General features: G+C 63.4%; 18 protein-coding genes and 1 other RNA gene. 5 read left to right on the forward strand and 14 right to left on the reverse strand.

Translation table 11 applies throughout. The features are described from left to right. Nucleotide 1: 1 nt before the first annotated feature. The 3 genes from J2X11_RS12345 to J2X11_RS12355 all read right to left on the reverse strand — a co-directional run bounded on the left by J2X11_RS12345 (nucleotide 2) and on the right by J2X11_RS12355 (nucleotide 3389). On the reverse strand, nucleotides 2-805 hold the full coding sequence (locus J2X11_RS12345) for a sunset domain-containing protein (protein WP_309971462.1): 804 nt from the start codon (nucleotides 803-805) through the stop codon (nucleotides 2-4). Nucleotides 806-807: 2 nt separating this feature from the next. Beyond that, complete coding sequence (locus tag J2X11_RS12350) at nucleotides 808-1809, reverse strand: OmpA family protein (RefSeq protein WP_309971464.1); 1002 nt, start codon at nucleotides 1807-1809, stop codon at nucleotides 808-810. 104 nt (nucleotides 1810-1913) lie between these two features. Further along, entirely contained in the window at nucleotides 1914-3389 is a 1476-nt protein-coding gene (locus tag J2X11_RS12355) for a flavin-containing monooxygenase (RefSeq protein WP_309971466.1), read from the reverse strand. A 108-nt stretch (nucleotides 3390-3497) separates the two neighbouring features. On the opposite strand from J2X11_RS12355, the gene J2X11_RS12360 reads away from it, so the two are divergent. Continuing rightward, nucleotides 3498-4100: a vitamin K epoxide reductase family protein gene (locus tag J2X11_RS12360; RefSeq protein WP_309971468.1), complete on the forward strand. Its 603-nt coding sequence runs from the start codon at nucleotides 3498-3500 to the stop codon at nucleotides 4098-4100. A 37-nt stretch (nucleotides 4101-4137) separates the two neighbouring features. Next, on the forward strand, nucleotides 4138-4911 hold the full coding sequence (locus J2X11_RS12365; protein ID WP_309971470.1) for an SHOCT domain-containing protein: 774 nt from the start codon (nucleotides 4138-4140) through the stop codon (nucleotides 4909-4911). On the opposite strand, the gene J2X11_RS12370 is transcribed toward J2X11_RS12365, so the two are convergent. The 9 genes from J2X11_RS12370 to ftsE form a co-directional block, all read right to left on the reverse strand. Continuing rightward, nucleotides 4908-5195, reverse strand: coding sequence for a 4a-hydroxytetrahydrobiopterin dehydratase (locus J2X11_RS12370; protein WP_309971472.1), 288 nt, complete (start codon nucleotides 5193-5195; stop codon nucleotides 4908-4910). The two genes, J2X11_RS12365 and J2X11_RS12370, sit on opposite strands and share 4 nt — an antisense overlap. A 215-nt stretch (nucleotides 5196-5410) precedes the next feature. After that, nucleotides 5411-5779: a transfer-messenger RNA gene (gene ssrA, locus J2X11_RS12375) on the reverse strand. Between the two features lie 69 nt (nucleotides 5780-5848). After that, nucleotides 5849-7225 carry an MFS transporter gene (locus J2X11_RS12380; protein ID WP_309971474.1) on the reverse strand — a complete coding sequence of 459 codons (1377 nt, stop codon included), beginning with the start codon at nucleotides 7223-7225 and terminating at the stop codon, nucleotides 5849-5851. Continuing rightward, nucleotides 7222-8088 carry an amidohydrolase family protein gene (locus J2X11_RS12385; RefSeq protein WP_309971476.1) on the reverse strand — a complete coding sequence of 289 codons (867 nt, stop codon included), beginning with the start codon at nucleotides 8086-8088 and terminating at the stop codon, nucleotides 7222-7224. The genes J2X11_RS12380 and J2X11_RS12385 overlap by 4 nt, the downstream gene beginning before the upstream one ends. Further along, nucleotides 8088-8564, reverse strand: a complete 477-nt coding sequence (smpB, locus tag J2X11_RS12390) for an SsrA-binding protein SmpB (protein ID WP_309971478.1) — start codon at nucleotides 8562-8564, stop codon at nucleotides 8088-8090. Before smpB ends, J2X11_RS12385 begins: the two co-directional genes overlap by 1 nt. Before the next feature lie 34 nt (nucleotides 8565-8598). Then, the gene (locus tag J2X11_RS12395) at nucleotides 8599-9846 is read right to left on the reverse strand and encodes a M23 family metallopeptidase (protein WP_309971480.1); all 1248 of its coding nucleotides are present in this window, start codon (nucleotides 9844-9846) and stop codon (nucleotides 8599-8601) included. A 144-nt stretch (nucleotides 9847-9990) separates the two neighbouring features. Further along, the gene (locus J2X11_RS12400) at nucleotides 9991-10452 is read right to left on the reverse strand and encodes an NUDIX hydrolase (protein ID WP_309971482.1); all 462 of its coding nucleotides are present in this window, start codon (nucleotides 10450-10452) and stop codon (nucleotides 9991-9993) included. 6 nt (nucleotides 10453-10458) lie between these two features. Further along, nucleotides 10459-11373: a permease-like cell division protein FtsX gene (gene ftsX / locus J2X11_RS12405; RefSeq protein WP_309971484.1), complete on the reverse strand. Its 915-nt coding sequence runs from the start codon at nucleotides 11371-11373 to the stop codon at nucleotides 10459-10461. Between the two features lie 8 nt (nucleotides 11374-11381). Further along, nucleotides 11382-12071 (reverse strand): cell division ATP-binding protein FtsE, encoded by a 690-nt coding sequence (ftsE, locus tag J2X11_RS12410; protein WP_309971486.1) that lies wholly within the window; start codon nucleotides 12069-12071, stop codon nucleotides 11382-11384. 108 nt (nucleotides 12072-12179) lie between these two features. On the opposite strand from ftsE, the gene J2X11_RS12415 reads away from it, so the two are divergent. Then, nucleotides 12180-12911 carry a gamma-glutamyl-gamma-aminobutyrate hydrolase family protein gene (locus J2X11_RS12415; RefSeq protein WP_309971488.1) on the forward strand — a complete coding sequence of 244 codons (732 nt, stop codon included), beginning with the start codon at nucleotides 12180-12182 and terminating at the stop codon, nucleotides 12909-12911. Nucleotides 12912-12951: 40 nt separating this feature from the next. Further along, nucleotides 12952-14100 carry a Gfo/Idh/MocA family protein gene (locus tag J2X11_RS12420; RefSeq protein WP_309971490.1) on the forward strand — a complete coding sequence of 383 codons (1149 nt, stop codon included), beginning with the start codon at nucleotides 12952-12954 and terminating at the stop codon, nucleotides 14098-14100. On the opposite strand, the gene prfB is transcribed toward J2X11_RS12420, so the two are convergent. Further along, the gene (prfB, locus tag J2X11_RS12425; RefSeq protein WP_309971492.1) at nucleotides 14097-15203 is read right to left on the reverse strand and encodes a peptide chain release factor 2; all 1107 of its coding nucleotides are present in this window, start codon (nucleotides 15201-15203) and stop codon (nucleotides 14097-14099) included. The genes J2X11_RS12420 and prfB overlap by 4 nt on opposite strands. Before the next feature lie 22 nt (nucleotides 15204-15225). After that, the gene (locus J2X11_RS12430) at nucleotides 15226-15468 is read right to left on the reverse strand and encodes a DUF5302 domain-containing protein (RefSeq protein WP_309971494.1); all 243 of its coding nucleotides are present in this window, start codon (nucleotides 15466-15468) and stop codon (nucleotides 15226-15228) included. Nucleotides 15469-15497: 29 nt separating this feature from the next. On the opposite strand from J2X11_RS12430, the gene J2X11_RS12435 reads away from it, so the two are divergent. Further along, nucleotides 15498-15923, forward strand: coding sequence for an HIT family protein (locus tag J2X11_RS12435; protein WP_309971496.1), 426 nt, complete (start codon nucleotides 15498-15500; stop codon nucleotides 15921-15923). Nucleotide 15924: the final 1 nt, after the last annotated feature.

Consider the following 15924-nt stretch of genomic DNA (forward strand, 5'->3'; position numbering starts at 1 on the left):
TTCAGGCGTTGCGCGGCTTGCGGAAACCGGCTGCGACTGCAGCGGCTTCTGTCCTGAACCAGGTTTCGGCGATCGTCTGGCCGTAGAACGGGCTGTCCGGCGTGTGATAGATCATCGAGTCTTCGTTGCCCTTGATCTTGTACGCCGCCGATGGCGCGCGTCCGCCCGAGAGCGGCCGGGCCGATCCGGGGAACTTGCCCGCTGCGACGGCCTTCTTCGCGGGGGCCTTCTTCGCGGGGGCCTTCTTCGCGACAGCCTTCACCGGGGCCTTCTTCGCAGCAACCTTCACCGGGGCCTTCTTCGCAGCAACCTTCACCGGGGCCTTCTTCGCAGCAACCTTCACCGGGGCTTTCTTCGCGACAGCCTTCGCAGGAGCCTTCTTCGCAGCAGCCTTGGCAGGAGCTTTCTTGGCCGGCGCCTTCTTGGCTGCCGCCTTCTTGGCGCCACCCGTTCCCGGAGGCGTGTATCCGGCAGCACGGGCCTCCGCCTCGGACTTGAACCAGACCTCGGCAATCGTCTGGTCGTACGACGGGCTGCCAGGTGTGTGGAAGTACATCGAATCCGTGTTGCCCTTGATCGTGTACTCGGCGGTGGGGGCCCGGCCGCCCTTGCTGGCGTTCACAGGTCCGGCCGACTCAATACCGCCGCTCAATGCGACGGCTTTGGCGGGTGCGGGTGCCGAACTCGCACCGGCGCCGTGCTCACGCTCGCACCTCAGCTGACGAAGGAACCAGCCGAGCAAGCCGCCGAGAAGCGCGGCGAGGAGCAGCCAGATGATGATCTCTCCAATGGTGTAACCCGACATGCTCAGTTTCCCTTCACGATGAAGTCGACGCGACGGTACTGCTCCGCATATGCGTCGCCGTCGGCCTCCGGATCAGATCCGTAGCTCTTGGTTGACAGGCGGGCGGCATCGATGCCGGACGCCACGAGGAATTCCTTGACTGCTGCGACACGTTCGTCGCTCAACGCCTTGCCGCGAACTGGGTCGGTCGGACCTGCATGGCCACCGATCTCGAGCTCGACCCCGGTGTTGCGCTTGAGCACGTCAACCAGAGTGAGGAGTCCCGCTTTGCCCCTGGCGTCCAACGTGGACGAGCCTCGCGCGAAGTAGACATTGGCGGCCTTGATGTCCTCGGCCTGAGACGGGCTCAACCGTGCAGCGTCGACTTTGAGGGTGTTGTCGAGGCTGAGGTCCCCGAGCGAAGGCTCGATGAGGTCGGCCAGAGTGTCGACACCTGCCTGGCTTTCGAGCGATCCGCCGATGGCCAGCGAGTCACCATCCACGCTCAGCGCCAGGTCATCCACCTCGCTCAGCGAAGGGATCACGTCAGAAAGAGTGCCGAGCCAGTCGGCGGTACCTACGTTCGGGTCGATCTTCAGGTCGCCGGTGACCTTGCCGAGCGAAAGGGCCGCGTCCTTGAGCTTCTGGGCGACCGCGGCGTTGGGAACGACGCCGTTCAGGTTCACCCCATCAGCGACGCGCGTCAACGAGAATGTCGGCGGGTCCGGGAGATTCGTGCTGCGGTTGGAGTCGATCTTGGCCCAACGGACGCCATTGACCCCTTCGACGATCTTCTCGGCCTTGGCGAGCTCGTCGGGCGTGCCGTTGCTGAGCTTTGCCTCGCGACCGTCGAAGTCGACCTTCACATTGCTCAGCCCAGCCTGGACGAGCGCCGCATAGGCCTTGGGAGTGAGGTCGTCTGCTGCGGAGTCTGAACCGGCAAAGGATCCGATTCCTATGACGGCGGCCAATGCGATGCCTGTTAGTCCGGCACGCTGCTTGGTCTTGGTCTGCGGTGTGGTCACTTCACCATCCCCTGGTGTAAGCCTCGGCCGCGCCGAGTGGTGTCTACCCTAACGACGCAGGTCAGCCGACGCTACGAAGTTCCAAGAGTCGAAAAGGGCCGGATTCAGCTGGCCAGAGACGCCTCAGCGACCTTCGCTTTGCCGAACACCATGGCCTGCTCGAGATCCGTACGCTTCATGTCGCGTGAGTCGAGGAACCAGTTCTGACGAATCGTCCAGGGTGACGTGACGCCCTGCTGCGGCAGTTCGTTGACCACGCGCTGCACGTATCCCGACGTCAGGTCGAGGATCGGCCGCGGCGCATCGCCGGCGCCCTTGGGGTCCGGCATGCCGTAGTCGTAGCCCTTCTTGTCGAGCAGGTTGATGAGCTTGCAGACGTACTGCGACGACAGGTCGGCGCGCAGCGTCCACGACGCGTTGGTGTAGCCGACGCACCAGGCGAAGTTGGGCAGTCCGCTGAACATCAGGCCCTTGTAGACGTACAGCTCGTGCGGGTCGATGTCCTTGCCGTCGACACTGAGCTTGAGCTGGCCGAACGCCACAACCTGCAGACCTGTTGCGGTGATGACGATGTCTGCGTCGAGGCGCTTGCCGGACTCCAGCTCGATGCCCTTGGCGTCGAATGTCTTGATGTGGTCGGTGACGATCGAGGCTTTGCCACCGCGGATCGTACGGAACAGGTCACCGTTCGGCACGATGCAGAGGCGCTGGTCCCACGGGTCGTAGACAGGCGTGAAGTGAGGGTCGAGGTCGTATCCCTCGGGGAGACGCCGCTTCGCAAGCCGAAGCAGCAGCTTGCGTGACTGCTTCGGGAAGCGCTGGCAGAACTGGTACATGCCGACCGAGAACGCGGCGTTTTTGCGTCGGATCGCGCGATGAGCGAAGCCATCGGGCAACACCTTGCGCATGACGTCGGCGACCTTGTCCTCTTCGGGAAGCGCCATCACGTACGACGGCGAGCGCTGCAGCATCGTGATGTGCTTGACCTTGTCGGCCATCGACGGGACGAGCGTGACCGCGGTCGCTCCACTGCCGATGACGACGACTTCCTTGCCGCTGTAGTCGAGATCCTCCGGCCAGAACTGCGGATGGATGACCTGACCCTCGTATGAGTCGAGGCCCGGGAACTCAGGCGTGTAGCCCTTGTCGTAGCTGTAGTAGCCGCTGCAGAGATAGATGAACGACGCGGTCTGCGTGACGGTCTTGCCGTTCGCCGTCGAGGTCACGGTCCATTTGGCGTCGTCCGTCGACCAGGCAGCAGAGGTGACGCGGTGGCCGAACTGGATGTTCTTGTCGATCCCGTAGTCGGCGGCCGCATCGCGCACGTAGTTGCGGATGTCATCGCCGTCGGCGATCGACTTGGGGTTCTTCCACGGGCGGAAGGGCCAGCTCAGCGTGTACATGTCGGAGTCGGAGCGAATCCCTGGGTAGCGGAACAGATCCCACGTACCGCCGATCGCGTCCCGCGACTCGAGGATTGCGTACGTCTTGCCGGGGCATTCGGTCTGGATGCGGTAAGCCGCGCCAATGCCGGACAGCCCTGCGCCGACGATGATGACATCACTGTGTGGAACCGTCATGACTTCCTCTTTCGCATACCCTCGGTATGCGAACACTAACCCAGATGTACTCGTCTGGCCACGACTCTGAGCCAGTCTCCTTTGAGGCCTGACCCTAGGATCAGGCATATGACCGAGCAGACCGTGGACACCATCGCCGAGCCGACTGAGACCTCCCGAGGTCTTGGCGCCTTCCTTGCACTCGCCGGTTCGATTGGCCTGCTGGCATCAGCCATCCTGATCATCGAGAAGATCAATCTCCTCAAGGACCCCGCAGATGCGCTGAGCTGTGACATCAACCCGTTCGTCAGCTGCGGCAATGTCATCAACACCGATCAGGCGAGCGCGTTCGGCTTCCCCAACCCGCTGATCGGCGTCGCGGGGTTTGCCATTGTTGTCACTCTGGGTGTTCTGATGACTGCTGGCGTGAAGCTCCCGTCGTTCGTACAAGCCGGCCTCTGGCTCGGCTCGCTGTGCGGCATCGGCCTGGTGACCTGGCTACAGTTCCAGAGCATCTACGAGATCGGCTCTCTCTGCCCGTACTGCATGGTCGTGTGGTCCGTGACGATCCCGATCTTCGTGCTGGTCAGCGCCTGGGTCCTGCGATCGCTTCATCCCGGCGCGAGTGTGACCCGCTTCGTCAACAACTGGTCCGTGTTGATCATCGTGCTTTGGTACGTCGCGGTTGCTTCGGCGATCTGGTTCAAGTTCGGTGAAAAGCTCTGGGCCTAACTAGCCCTCAGGCCGGCGGAGACGCCAGACTGATCCCATGAAGCTTGCAGCCCTCGGCTTAGTCACCGCCGCCATCGGCCTCATCCTGTCCGAGTCCGGGCTCGTCGCAGTCGGGGTGCTGTGGGTGGTCCTCGGCCCGATCATGCGACAGCACGGCCGCCGGCTCGAGGCGAAGAAGGACGCGACAGGGCAACCCGACATCAGTGGCCGCACGTTTGCGTTGGGCACGCTCCTCTGGCTCGCGCTGGGTGTGCCATCTCTACTGGTCGGCCTGCTCAAGCTGGGCATCTCGCCCGAGCACGAAAACTGGCGCTGGCTCCCGATCGTCATCGGCGTCCTGGCGCTCGGCATCGGCGGCCTGGGCGGACTCCTGTACGCCACGGGTTCGGCCATTGGCGCGGTCACCGGCACCTCCACACCACCGACGGTCCCGGCCACGATTCGGATCAGGTCCTCCAAGGAGACCGGCACGTTCATCAACGAGCGACCCCGACTGGAGCTTGAGCTCACGGTGGAGCCGGAGGCTGCTTCGGGCCTGGCATCGTACGAGGTCACCAAGCTGGCCACTGTGCCGTTCACCGCTCTGGGATCCCTCCGAGTTGGCGACGGGTTTGCCGCGCTCGTGGTGGGGCCGAACGAGCCGACGGCGATGGAGATCCACTGGGATCAGCCGATCTCGGCGCAAGGCAGTCCTGAGGAATCCGTCGACGTGCCTGCACGTTTGGCGGAGCTGGACCGGTTGCACCGAGCCGGCAAGGTCACCGACGACGAGTACAACGCTCAGCGCGAACGCATCCTCGGTTCGCTCTAAGACGCGTCCGCGACTCTCTCCAGAACCGTCGCCAACCTGGTGTCGCGGCTGGTCACTTCCCCGACGTCGTGGCTGCTGAGTCTGACTTCGACGCGGTTGTAGACGTTCGTCCACTCCGGGTGATGGTCCATCTCTTCGATCGGACCTGCCGCACGGTTCATGAAGTCCAGCGCTGCCCTGAAGTCGGCAAACTCGTACGTCTTGGTGATCGCGTCACCATCGGCTGACCACCCGGGCAGATCCGAGAGCGCAGCGGTGATCTCGTCATCCGTGAAAGTGCTCATGCCTTTGACGGTACGCGCACGAAAAAGGACCTCGACCCATTTGGGTCGAAGTCCTCTCTTCGTCGTGGAGCTGCCGGGATCCCTAGTCCTGGCAACGCTGATAGGCGCTTCGCGCGATTGCAGCATTGCGAGGAGGGGCCCACTCGATTCGCCCTGCTTGATTCACGAATAGAAGAAGGCCTCCGTCCAAAACCGGGGCGGAGGCCTTCTTCTATTCGTGGAGCTGCCGGGAATCGAACCCGGGTCCTATGGCGCTGAGTCAGGGCTTCTACGGGTGTAGTTCGTCTAACGCTTTTCTCAGCCCCGGAGCTCGGACAAACGCGTCTCCGACAGGCTCAGTCGCATAAAAGTCCCGGTCACACCCTGCGACGTGGTGTGACCAGCAAGTCCCCTAAATGACGTTGGTGATCTGGGGCGGGAACGCCCCCAGGCCAACGCTTCACCTATCGCTTAGGCAGCGAGGGCGAAGTCAGTGCGATTGGAATCGGCACTTGTTGGTTTCCAGAGATCGTTTAAGAGATAACCCTGGATCCTCTACCCGCTTCTCCTGAATCGAACGACCTTAGTCGAAACCGATCAGCCCCTCTTGAGTTTTCAAACGCCGCCGAAGCGACACCTCCATGTTACTCCTGCTGGCCGACAGACCCCATTCGTCACGTGTCGGTCTGGAGCGCCTTCGGGCTCACCTTGTTGCCACGGATGAGCGTCATGGCACAAATACCCGCAACTACAAGCATTCCCGCACAGATCCACATGCCCGTGCGATAGCCCGGACCGAAGACATCGGGGTCGGAGAAATTGGCGCCAGCTATGCCGGCAATCGGCGGAATTGCGGCGACAGCGAGGAGAGATGCCGTACGAGCAACGGCGTTGTTGATGCCCGAGGCGATACCGGTCTGCTCCGTCGGAGCTGCGGCGAGCACCGCGGTTGTCAGCGGTGCGACCAAGAGAGTGATGCCCGCGCCGAACACGATGGAGCCGGGCAGCACATCGACCCAGAAGTTCGGATCCTCGCCGACCCCCAGCAACAAGAGGAGCCCAGCTGCAGCAACGATCGGTCCGATCGTCATGGGCCACCGCGGCCCGATTTTGGCGCCCAGCTCGCCGGCCTTCGACGAGAACAACAGCATGAGGATCGTGATCGCGATCGTGGCGAGACCAGCCTCGAGCGGCTTGTAGCCGCTCACGTACTGCAGCTGCAGCACGAGAAGAAACATCGAACCGCTCAGTGCACCGTAGATCGCGAACGTGCAGATGTTGGCCGCCGTGAAGACGCGGTCAGCGAACAGGCTCAGGGGTACGAGCGCGTGCGGTGTGACCTTCTGGTGGATGACGAACACGATCATCGACGCGATGCCAGCGATCGCCCACATCCACGACTTCTCGCTGAGCCCGTAGGTCAGCAGTGCGAGACCGCCAGCAGCCAGGGCGGCACCCGTCAGGTCGAGCTTGCCCTGCTCACCCCTGGTCTCCGGTACGTGCCTGACCGAGAGCCAGATGACGACGGCCGCGAGTGGCACGTTGAGCCAGAAGATCGAACGCCAACCGATCGCGTCGACCATCCACCCACCGGCAAGCGGTCCGATCGCGGTCGTGACTCCGGCCAAGCCGGACCAGGCGCCGATCGCCTTGCCGCGGTCCTCCTCCACGAAGGACGCCGAGATGATCGCGAGGCTGCCGGGTGTGAGCAGCGCTGCGCCGATGCCCTGCAGGCCGCGAGCGGCGACCAGCACCTCGATCGTCGGCGCAATCGCGCACATCACGGAGGCGAGCGCGAACCACGCGACGCCGACGACGTACACCCTCCGGCGACCGAGCCGGTCACCCAGTGATCCACCGACGAGGATCAGTGCCGCCAGCGTGAGCGTGTAGGCGTTGACTGTCCACTGCAGACCAGTGACACCGGCGTCGAGGTCGCGGCCCATTGCGGGCAGCGCGAGACCGACGATCGAGCCGTCGAGGAACGCCATCCCGGACCCGAGGATCATCGCGGCGAGCAACCATTTGCCCTGCGCGCTGGCGAGCCTCATGGTGCACCGAACAGCTTGACCCCGTTGTTCCAGAGCACGTCAGCCATCCATTCATCGCCCAGGTCGAGCCGTTGTAGAGCCTCGACCTGATGAGCGTACGCATACGGGATGTTGGGAAAGTCCGTTCCGAACAGGATCCGGTCCTGCAGATCAACGAGCCGTGGCGCTATCTCCGCAGGTGAAGGGCCATCCCAGAAGTCGACGAAGGCCATCGTGGTGTCGAGGTGCACGTTGTCGTAACGGTCGGCCAGGTCGAGGAATTCCGAGTACTCCGGCATACCCATGTGGGCGATGATCACCTTCAGTGAGGGGTGGCGGCTCAGGACGTCAGCGATGCCCGCAGGTCCGGTGTGAGTGCCGGGAGCCGGGCCGGAGCCTGCATGCAGCACAAGCGGCGTGCTGCTGTCGGCGATCGCACCCCATACAGGCTCGAGCAGCGGATCGTTCGCGGCGAAGTCTCCGACCTGCAGGTGCGCCTTGAAGAGCTCGACTCCATCGTCGATCAACTGAGTCACGTACGAGGCAGCCTCAGGCTCGGGATAGAAGGTCGCCGACCACAACGTGTCGGGAGTGCGCTCGGCGAAGCCACGTGTCCAGTCGTTCATGTAGCCCGCGATGCCCGGCTTGTGCGCGTACGACATCGACGAGAACTTCTTGACGCCCATGGCGCGCAGCTGCTCGACGCGTTCTTCGTCGGTGCCGCGATACGTGATCGGCCACGTCCGTCCGAGCAAAGGTCCCGCCGAGTCGAAATAGGCCCAGACCTTCGCCAGGATCGCCGGAGGCATGAAATGCGCATGGACGTCGAACAGGCCGGGAATCCCCAGCCCAGCCGCCAGCTCAGGGAGCTGGTCGTCCTGCACTAGTGGATGCCCTTGAGGCGGCGACCGAGGTCGCGCTCCGCCTCGCGGGTGGCCGTACGTTCGGCGATGGCGTGGCGCTTGTCGTACGTCTTCTTGCCTCGCGCCAGAGCGATTTCTACCTTGGCACGGCCGTCCTTGAAGTAGAGCGAGAGCGGGACGATCGTCAGGCCCTTCTCGGTCGTACGGCGCTCAATGCGCTCGATCTCCGTACGGTGCAGCAGCATCTTGCGGCGGCGGCGCGTCTCGTGGTTGGTCCACGTGCCTTGCGTGTATTCGGGGATGTGAACGTGCAGCAGCCAGGCCTCGCCACGCTCGACTTCGCCGAATCCGTCCACGAGGGATGCGCGACCAGCACGCAACGACTTCACCTCGGTTCCAGTGAGGACCAGACCGGCCTCAAAGGTGTCTTCGATGTGATAGTCGTGGCGCGCTTTCTTGTTCTGCGCAACAACCTTGCGCCCAACCTCTTTAGCCACGGTCCAATTCTCTCACGCGAGGGGTGAGCTGGACTTACAGCCAACCGGCGGGGTTGGTCGTCTTGCCGTTGGCGAGCACCATGAAGTGCAGGTGGCAGCCGGTCGAGTATCCGGTCGAGCCGACGTACCCGATGACCTCGCCGCGACTGACGTGCGAGCCGGAGCTCTTGGCGAATCGGCTCAGGTGGTTGTACGTCGTCACGACGTTGACGCCACGCATCGTGCCGTTGTTGAGGATGATGCGGTTGCCGTATGCGCCGTTGTAGTACTGGCTGATGATTGTGCCGCTGGCTGCTGCCTTGATCGGGGTGCCACAGCTGGCGCCGAAGTCGGTGCCGTCGTGCAGCTTGTAGACGTGAGTGATCGGGTGCACGCGCATCCCGTACGGCGAAGTGATCGGGCCATTGACCGGTCGGGACAAGGCGCCGCCGCCGTCGCCGCCTGGGTTGGATCCGCCGCCCTTGTTGATCAGCGCCTGAAGCTCGGCCTCAAGTCGATTGCGCTCCTGGACTTCCTCGCGGTAGCGCTTTTCGTCCTCCGCCTTGGATACAGCAGCGGTGTGGCGTGCGCCCTCGCGCGCGTCGACGAGACCCGAGATCGAGTCACGCTGCTGCTCGGCCTTCTTCTCAAGCTTTGCCATGCGCTTGAGGTTGGCGGCAGCCTCGGCTCGCTGCTTCTTGATGATGTCGCGGAGCTTCTGAACCTCGTCGCGCTTGACCTCGAGCAGGACCTTCGTCGCTGCGAGACCCTGCATCGTCGCGAGCTGGGCATCGCCAACGGAGTCGTTGAGGTTCATCTGGTCGGTGAAGTCCGCAGGGTCCTCACCGCGGAGCAGATCACCGAACGCCCGGAGGCCACGGTTGCCCTGCTGGAGGTTCTGGACAGTGAACTGCTCGACGATGGCTTCCGATTCCTCGAGCTCCAGTTCGCCCTTCTTGAGCTTGGCCATGGCGGTGTCGAGATTGGCTTCGCTGACGAGGAGCTTGGCTTGCATCTGCGCATCACGCTGCTTGGCGACGGCGAGTTGTCCGCGCGTCTTGCCCAACTGGTTCTGGGCGGTGTCGAGCATGGCCTGAGCACCACGGAGCGCCGATACGGCTGCGGCGTACTCCTTGGTCGAACCGTCGAGCGCCTTCTTGGCGTCCTTGGCGGCGTTCTTGGCAGCCCTCTGCTGTGCTTCCAGGTCACTCTTGCGGTCCGCGACAGACGGACTGGAGACAGCAAAAGTCATCGCGGCAGCCAGAAGTATGGCTAGAACGGATTTGCGCCTGGACTTGATCATGACCTCGACCTTGGGGAAGTTTCTCGCGTACGAGACTGTCGTGGTGTTACCCCTGTGAAAGAAGTGACAGGAGCGACTTTAGGCCATTCTGCTCGCATGTCGAGGGATTTGCGCGCCTCCGCGTGTGGCCATCTCCGCGTACGTTCACATCAGTCTGAGCAGGTCGGGCCACGTAGCCGCGAAGCCCGGATGCAGCTTCAACTCTTGCTCGATCTCCGAGGCCGTGACCCACCGGTAGCCGTCATTTCCGGTTTCCCAACCACCGGAGGGCTGCGGCATCTCGGGCGAGCTCATCGCGACCGTGTGATACGCCCAGCCCTCATGGTCATCGGTGAACGTGAACCGGTGCTCGAGCCCTGTTGGTACGGGACGCATCTCCTCGGCGGCCTCCCTGCTGGCCCCCTCGATCGGCGTCTCGCCATGGCCCAACGCGCCACCAGGGATCCCCCAGGTCAGTCCCTTTTGCACCATTCGAGATCGATGCTGAAGCAGGTAGCGATCAGTGCCCTCGTCGTCAGTGTGAATCAGCAGTAGACCTGCGGCACCGACACGTCCCCAGTGCTGGTGGCCTCGGCCACAGCGGGTCCAACCATCGGCCGTTGTCATGCGAACTCACACGTCGAGGTATTTGCGCGTCATCACGAGAGTCGGAACCAGCGCCAGGAGCAGCGCGAGCACCGTCGTGTAGCCCATGACGACTCCGGCTTCCTGCCAGCGGACCCACGTCGTGATCTCGCCGAGCGTGTCACGCAGATAGCCGTAGACGACGAAGTACATGAACGCTGCGAGCCCTGCGGCAGCCAATGCGGCAGAGATCAATGCGGCCAGCATCGACTCGAGAATGAACGGCAACTGGATGTGCCAACTCGAGGCACCGACGAGTCGCATGATGCCGATCTCGCGCCGGCGCGCGTACGCCGTCATCCGGATGGTGTTGGACACCTGCAGAATCGCCGCGACGATCAGGAGTAGCGAAGTCGCCAGCGCGGCCCAACGCATCTTGGACAAGATCTCGAAGAGCGGGCCGAGCAGTTCGCGGAGCGAGTTGACATTGCCGACGCCATCCATGCCCGAGACCTGACTGACCACGCCGTCGAACTTCTGCGGGTTCTTGAGCGTCACGAAGTACGACTCCGGGAAGGCATCCGGACCGAGAGTCTCGAGTTGCGCCTTGCCGGTGTCGGTCTGGCCGAGGAGCTCACGCGCCTGGCTGTAGTTCTCCGCCGGAGAGCGGATGTCGAAGGTCTTGACCTGCGGGTTCTCGCGAAGCGCTGCCTGAACGGCTGCCTTCTGGTCATCGGTGGCGACACCGCCGATGCAGTTGGTGCTCGGGGAGTTCTTGGTACAGAGGTTGATCTGCAGCTGAAGGCGATCCCCGAAGTACTTCTCCGTACGGTCGGCCTGACCCTGGATCAACAGACCGAGCGCTGCCAGCAGCAACGACACAGTCATCGTGACGACCAATGAGATGGTCATGGACTTGTTGCGCGACAGGCTCGCGCCGAGTTCGCTCAGTGTGGCTCTCATGACACCTCCTAGTTCTGGTAGCCGTAGATGCCGCGGGCCTCATCGCGGACGATGAGCCCGCCTTCAAGCTCGATCACGCGCTTGCGCATCTGGTCAACGATCGTGGAGTCGTGGGTTGCCATCACGACCGTGGTGTCGGTGCGGTTGATCCGGTCGAGCAACTTCATGATGCCGACGCTTGTCGCGGGGTCGAGGTTTCCGGTCGGCTCATCCGCGATCAGGATCATCGGTCGGTTGACGAACGCGCGGGCAACGGCGACTCGCTGCTGCTCACCACCGGAGAGCTCGTCGGGCATACGGTGCCCCTTGCCTTCGAGGCCCACCATCTCGAGCGTCTCGGGTACGACCTTGGCGATTTCGCTGCGTGACTTGCCGATGACCTGAAGGGCGAACGCAACGTTCTCCGAGACCGTCTTGTTGGGCAGCAGTCGGAAGTCCTGGAACACAGTGCCGACCTGGCGGCGGAGCTTGGGGACCTTCCAGCTGGAGAGCTTGTTGATCTCCTTGCCGGCGACGTACACACGGCCAGTCGTTGGCGTCGTCTCGCGAAGAATCAGGCGAAGGAACGTTGACTTGCCCGAACCCGAGGCGCCGACCAGGAAGACGAACTCACCCTTTTCGATCTCGAGATCGAGGGCGTCGAGCGCAGGGCGCTTCTGGCCTGGGTAGGTCTTGGTGACCTTGTCGAATCGAATCACTCGATCGAGTCTAGGCAGACTGCCCCACGAGGCTGGGAAGGCTCGCGGATTGCGCCTGGCCGAGGCGATCCATTGACATTGGTAAGGTGACTTTACTACTGTTTGAGGATGTCCCACGGAGCGCGCAGACCAGTAGTTGGCGTGGTCAGCCACGGGCACATTGTGCGGCGTCCGTTCGGGGACCTGCCGATCACCGGAACCCCTCAGCCATATGTCGACCAACTATCCCGCGTAGGGATGCGACCCCTCCTGGTCCCGGGCGAGCACGCAATCGACCTCCTCGACGTCGTCGATGCGCTGGTGCTCACCGGCGGAGGCGACTTGGACGCTGAACTGTCTGGCGTCATCCCTGACGAAACCCACGACATCGACCGAGCCCGCGACAACGCAGAGATCTCCTTGGTTCTCGCAGCTGCGGAACAAGGTGTCCCGATTCTCGGCTGCTGCCGCGGCCTCCAGGTTCTGGCTGTCGCGTTCGGCGGGACTCTCCGAACCGTGGACGATCACATCCAACCCGGCCCCGGGCACGAGGTCAGCACGCAGCCGGGATCGCTGATCGCCGATTTGATCGGTCCAGCTGCCACGACCACAGCACTACACGCTCAAGCAATCGACGACCCGAGTTCGTACTGGCAGCCGACAGCTTGGTCCGACGGCACAATCGAAGCGATCGAGCCCGCCAGCAGCGACTGGCCCGCACTCGGTGTGCAGTGGCATCCCGAGCTGAGTGGGGTGGGCGGCTTCAACGATGACACCGGTACAGCGCTGTTCTCCTGGCTCGCAGGGCAGGCCGCTCTCAGACAGTGGAGCCCGGCTCAGGCGATGCGCTGGGCGACATGATCGTCTGCCGCGCGTACACCGCATAGACCACAATGGCCCGATGGCAAACAACCAGCTGGGCGTGGGAATGGTCGGCTACGCGTTCATGGGCGCGGCCCACTCCCATGCCTGGCGCACAGCCCCCACTTTCTTCGATCTTTCGCTGCATCCACGACTCACCGCCATTTGCGGTCGCGATCATGAGGCTGCGAGCGCCGTGGCGGACAAGTTCGGATGGGAATCGGTCGAGACCGACTGGCAAAAGCTGATCGAGCGTGACGACATCGACCTCATCGACATCTGCACACCCGGCGACACGCACGCGGAGATCGCGATCGCTGCGCTCGAGGCAGGCAAGCACGTCCTCTGCGAGAAGCCGCTGGCCAACACGGTGGAAGAGGCCGAGCGGATGGCGGCGGCAGCGGCCGACGCTGCGAAGCATGGCGTACGCGCGATGGTCGGCTTCACCTACCGACGTACGCCCGCTGTGTCGTTCGCGCGTGAACTCGTCAACGCCGGAAGGATCGGCACGATCCGACACGTACGCGGCCAATACCTTCAGGACTGGCTCTCGGACGAGGACGCACCGCTGACCTGGCGCATGGACAAAGCCAAAGCAGGATCTGGCGCGCTTGGAGACATCGGCGCCCACGTACTCGACATGGCGCAGTTCGTCACCGGATCTGCAATCACGTCCGTCAGCGGGGTACTCAAGACTTTCGTGGACAGCCGCCCCCTCAGCGCTGGAAGCAGCGAGCGTGGGCCGGTGACGGTCGACGATGCCGTCGCCTTCACTGCTGGATTCGACAACGGATCGCTCGGCGTATTCGAGGCAACACGAATGGCCACCGGCCGACGCAATGCCCTCCGCCTTGAGATCAATGGCACCAAGGGATCGCTTGCGTTCGACTTCGAGGACATGAACTATCTCGAATACTTCGATGCGACCGAGGACCCTGCGGTCGCCGGTTTCCGCCGCATCAATGTCACGCAGGAAAGCCATCCGTACATCTCCGCATGGTGGCCGCCCGGGCACGGCCTCGGATACGAGCACGGATTCACCCACCAGGTCGTCGACCTGCTCACCTCCATTGCCGGAGGGGTGGACCCGACGCCATCATTCGCTGACGGTCTTGCCGTTCAACGGGTCCTCGGCGCGATCGAAGCGAGCTCCGGAGACGGGGCAACGCATCAGGTGATTGCTGGCTAAGCGGCCTGGCCGCGGCGCCAGCGAATGCCGGCTTCGATGAAGTCGTCGATCTCGCCGTCGAGCACAGCCTGCGTGTTGCCCGACTCGTGCTCGGTCCGCAGGTCCTTGACCATTTGGTACGGGTTGAGGACGTAGTTGCGCATCTGGTCACCCCAGGACGCTTGAACGTCCCCGCGCATCTCGTCGAGTTGCGCTCGCTCTTCGGCCTTCTTGAGGGCGAGCAGCTTGGCCTTGAGGATCACCATCGCGCTGGCCTTGTTCTGCAGTTGGCTCTTCTCGTTCTGGCAGCTGACGACCGTGCCGGTCGGGATGTGGGTCAGGCGTACGGCGGAGTCAGTCGTGTTGACGCTCTGACCGCCAGGTCCGGACGACCGGTAGACATCGACCCGGATCTCCTCGTCAGGGATGTCGATCTCGTCGGTCTGCTCGAGCACGGGCACGACCTCGACAGCTGCGAACGAGGTCTGGCGTCGACCCTGGTTGTCGAACGGCGAGATGCGTACGAGGCGGTGTGTGCCGGCCTCAACCGAGAGCGTCCCGTACGCGTACGGCGCCTTGATCGCGAACGTGGTCGACTTCAGGCCCGCTTCTTCGGCGTACGAGGTGTCGTAGACCTCGACGGTGTAGCCGTGGCGCTCGGCCCAGCGGATGTACATGCGCTGCAGCATCAGCGCGAAGTCGGCAGCGTCCACGCCGCCGGCGCCGGAGCGGATGGAGACGAGAGCGTCGCGCATGTCGTACTCCCCCGACAGCAGCGTGCGTACTTCGAGGGCATCGATCGCCTTCTGGATCTTGACCAGCTCGCTGGTGACCTCAGCTTCCGCGGCGGCATCGCCTTCTTCGGCGGCCATCTCCTGCATGATCTCGACATCGTCGAGGCGTCCGCGAAGTCCTGTGACTCGCTCGACCTCGGCCTGGAGGCCTGAGAGTCGGCTCGTGACTCGCTGCGCGTTGGCTTGGTCGTCCCAGAGTCCGGGATCGCCGACCTCTTCTTGCAGGGACGCGATTTCCGTCCGAATGGAGTCGAGGTCGAGGACCTTCTCGATCGACGTCAGGGTCGCGTCGAGGGCCTTGAGCTGTTCTGCGAAATCAGGTGTTGCCACCCGTCGAGGTTACAGGGAGAGGTCAGATGCTCTTGCGGCGGAACTCGGGCGCCATTGTGGGCCCGGTTGCTCCGTGTGACTTCTCGCTGCCATCGTGCTCGGCACCCTCGGCTGAGGCGTGCTTGCTGGCGTTCTTCTTCTCCAACGCCTCGCGGAACTTCGCCTTCAGGTCGGACTCGCCGCCCTGTGCGCTGGGAGCAGACTTCCTCGCGGGAGCGGCCTTCTTGCCGGGTGCACTCTTCTTCGCGTTCTTCTTGGAAGCCATGACTCCACACTATGTGGTCTGATCGACGTATGACAGACGGCTGCCTGTTCTGCGGCATCATCGCCGGCTCGGTCGACGCGCATCGCGTGCTCGAAGAGGAGCGCGTTGTCGGCTTCCTAGACGTACGACCAGTGTTCAAGGGTCACGTGCTTTTGGTCCCCCGCCAGCACCTCGTCACCCTCGCGGATCTGCCTGAGGACCTGATGGTGCCGTTGTTCGATGCGGCCAAGCGCGTCGGCAACGCCATCACCTCAGGGATCGGCGCCCAAGGAACGTTCGTCGCGATGAACAACGTCGTCTCGCAGAGCGTCGCTCACCTGCACGTGCATGTTGTCCCGCGTACCAAGGGCGACGGTCTGCGCGGTTTCTTCTGGCCGCGTACGAAGTACACCGACGGCGAAGCCGAGCAATATGCAACAAAGATCCGCGACGAGCTCCAACACGAGCCCGGCTAGC

The sequence above is a fragment of the Aeromicrobium panaciterrae genome (assembly GCF_031457275.1).
In the GTDB taxonomy this organism is placed as follows: domain Bacteria; phylum Actinomycetota; class Actinomycetes; order Propionibacteriales; family Nocardioidaceae; genus Aeromicrobium; species Aeromicrobium panaciterrae_A.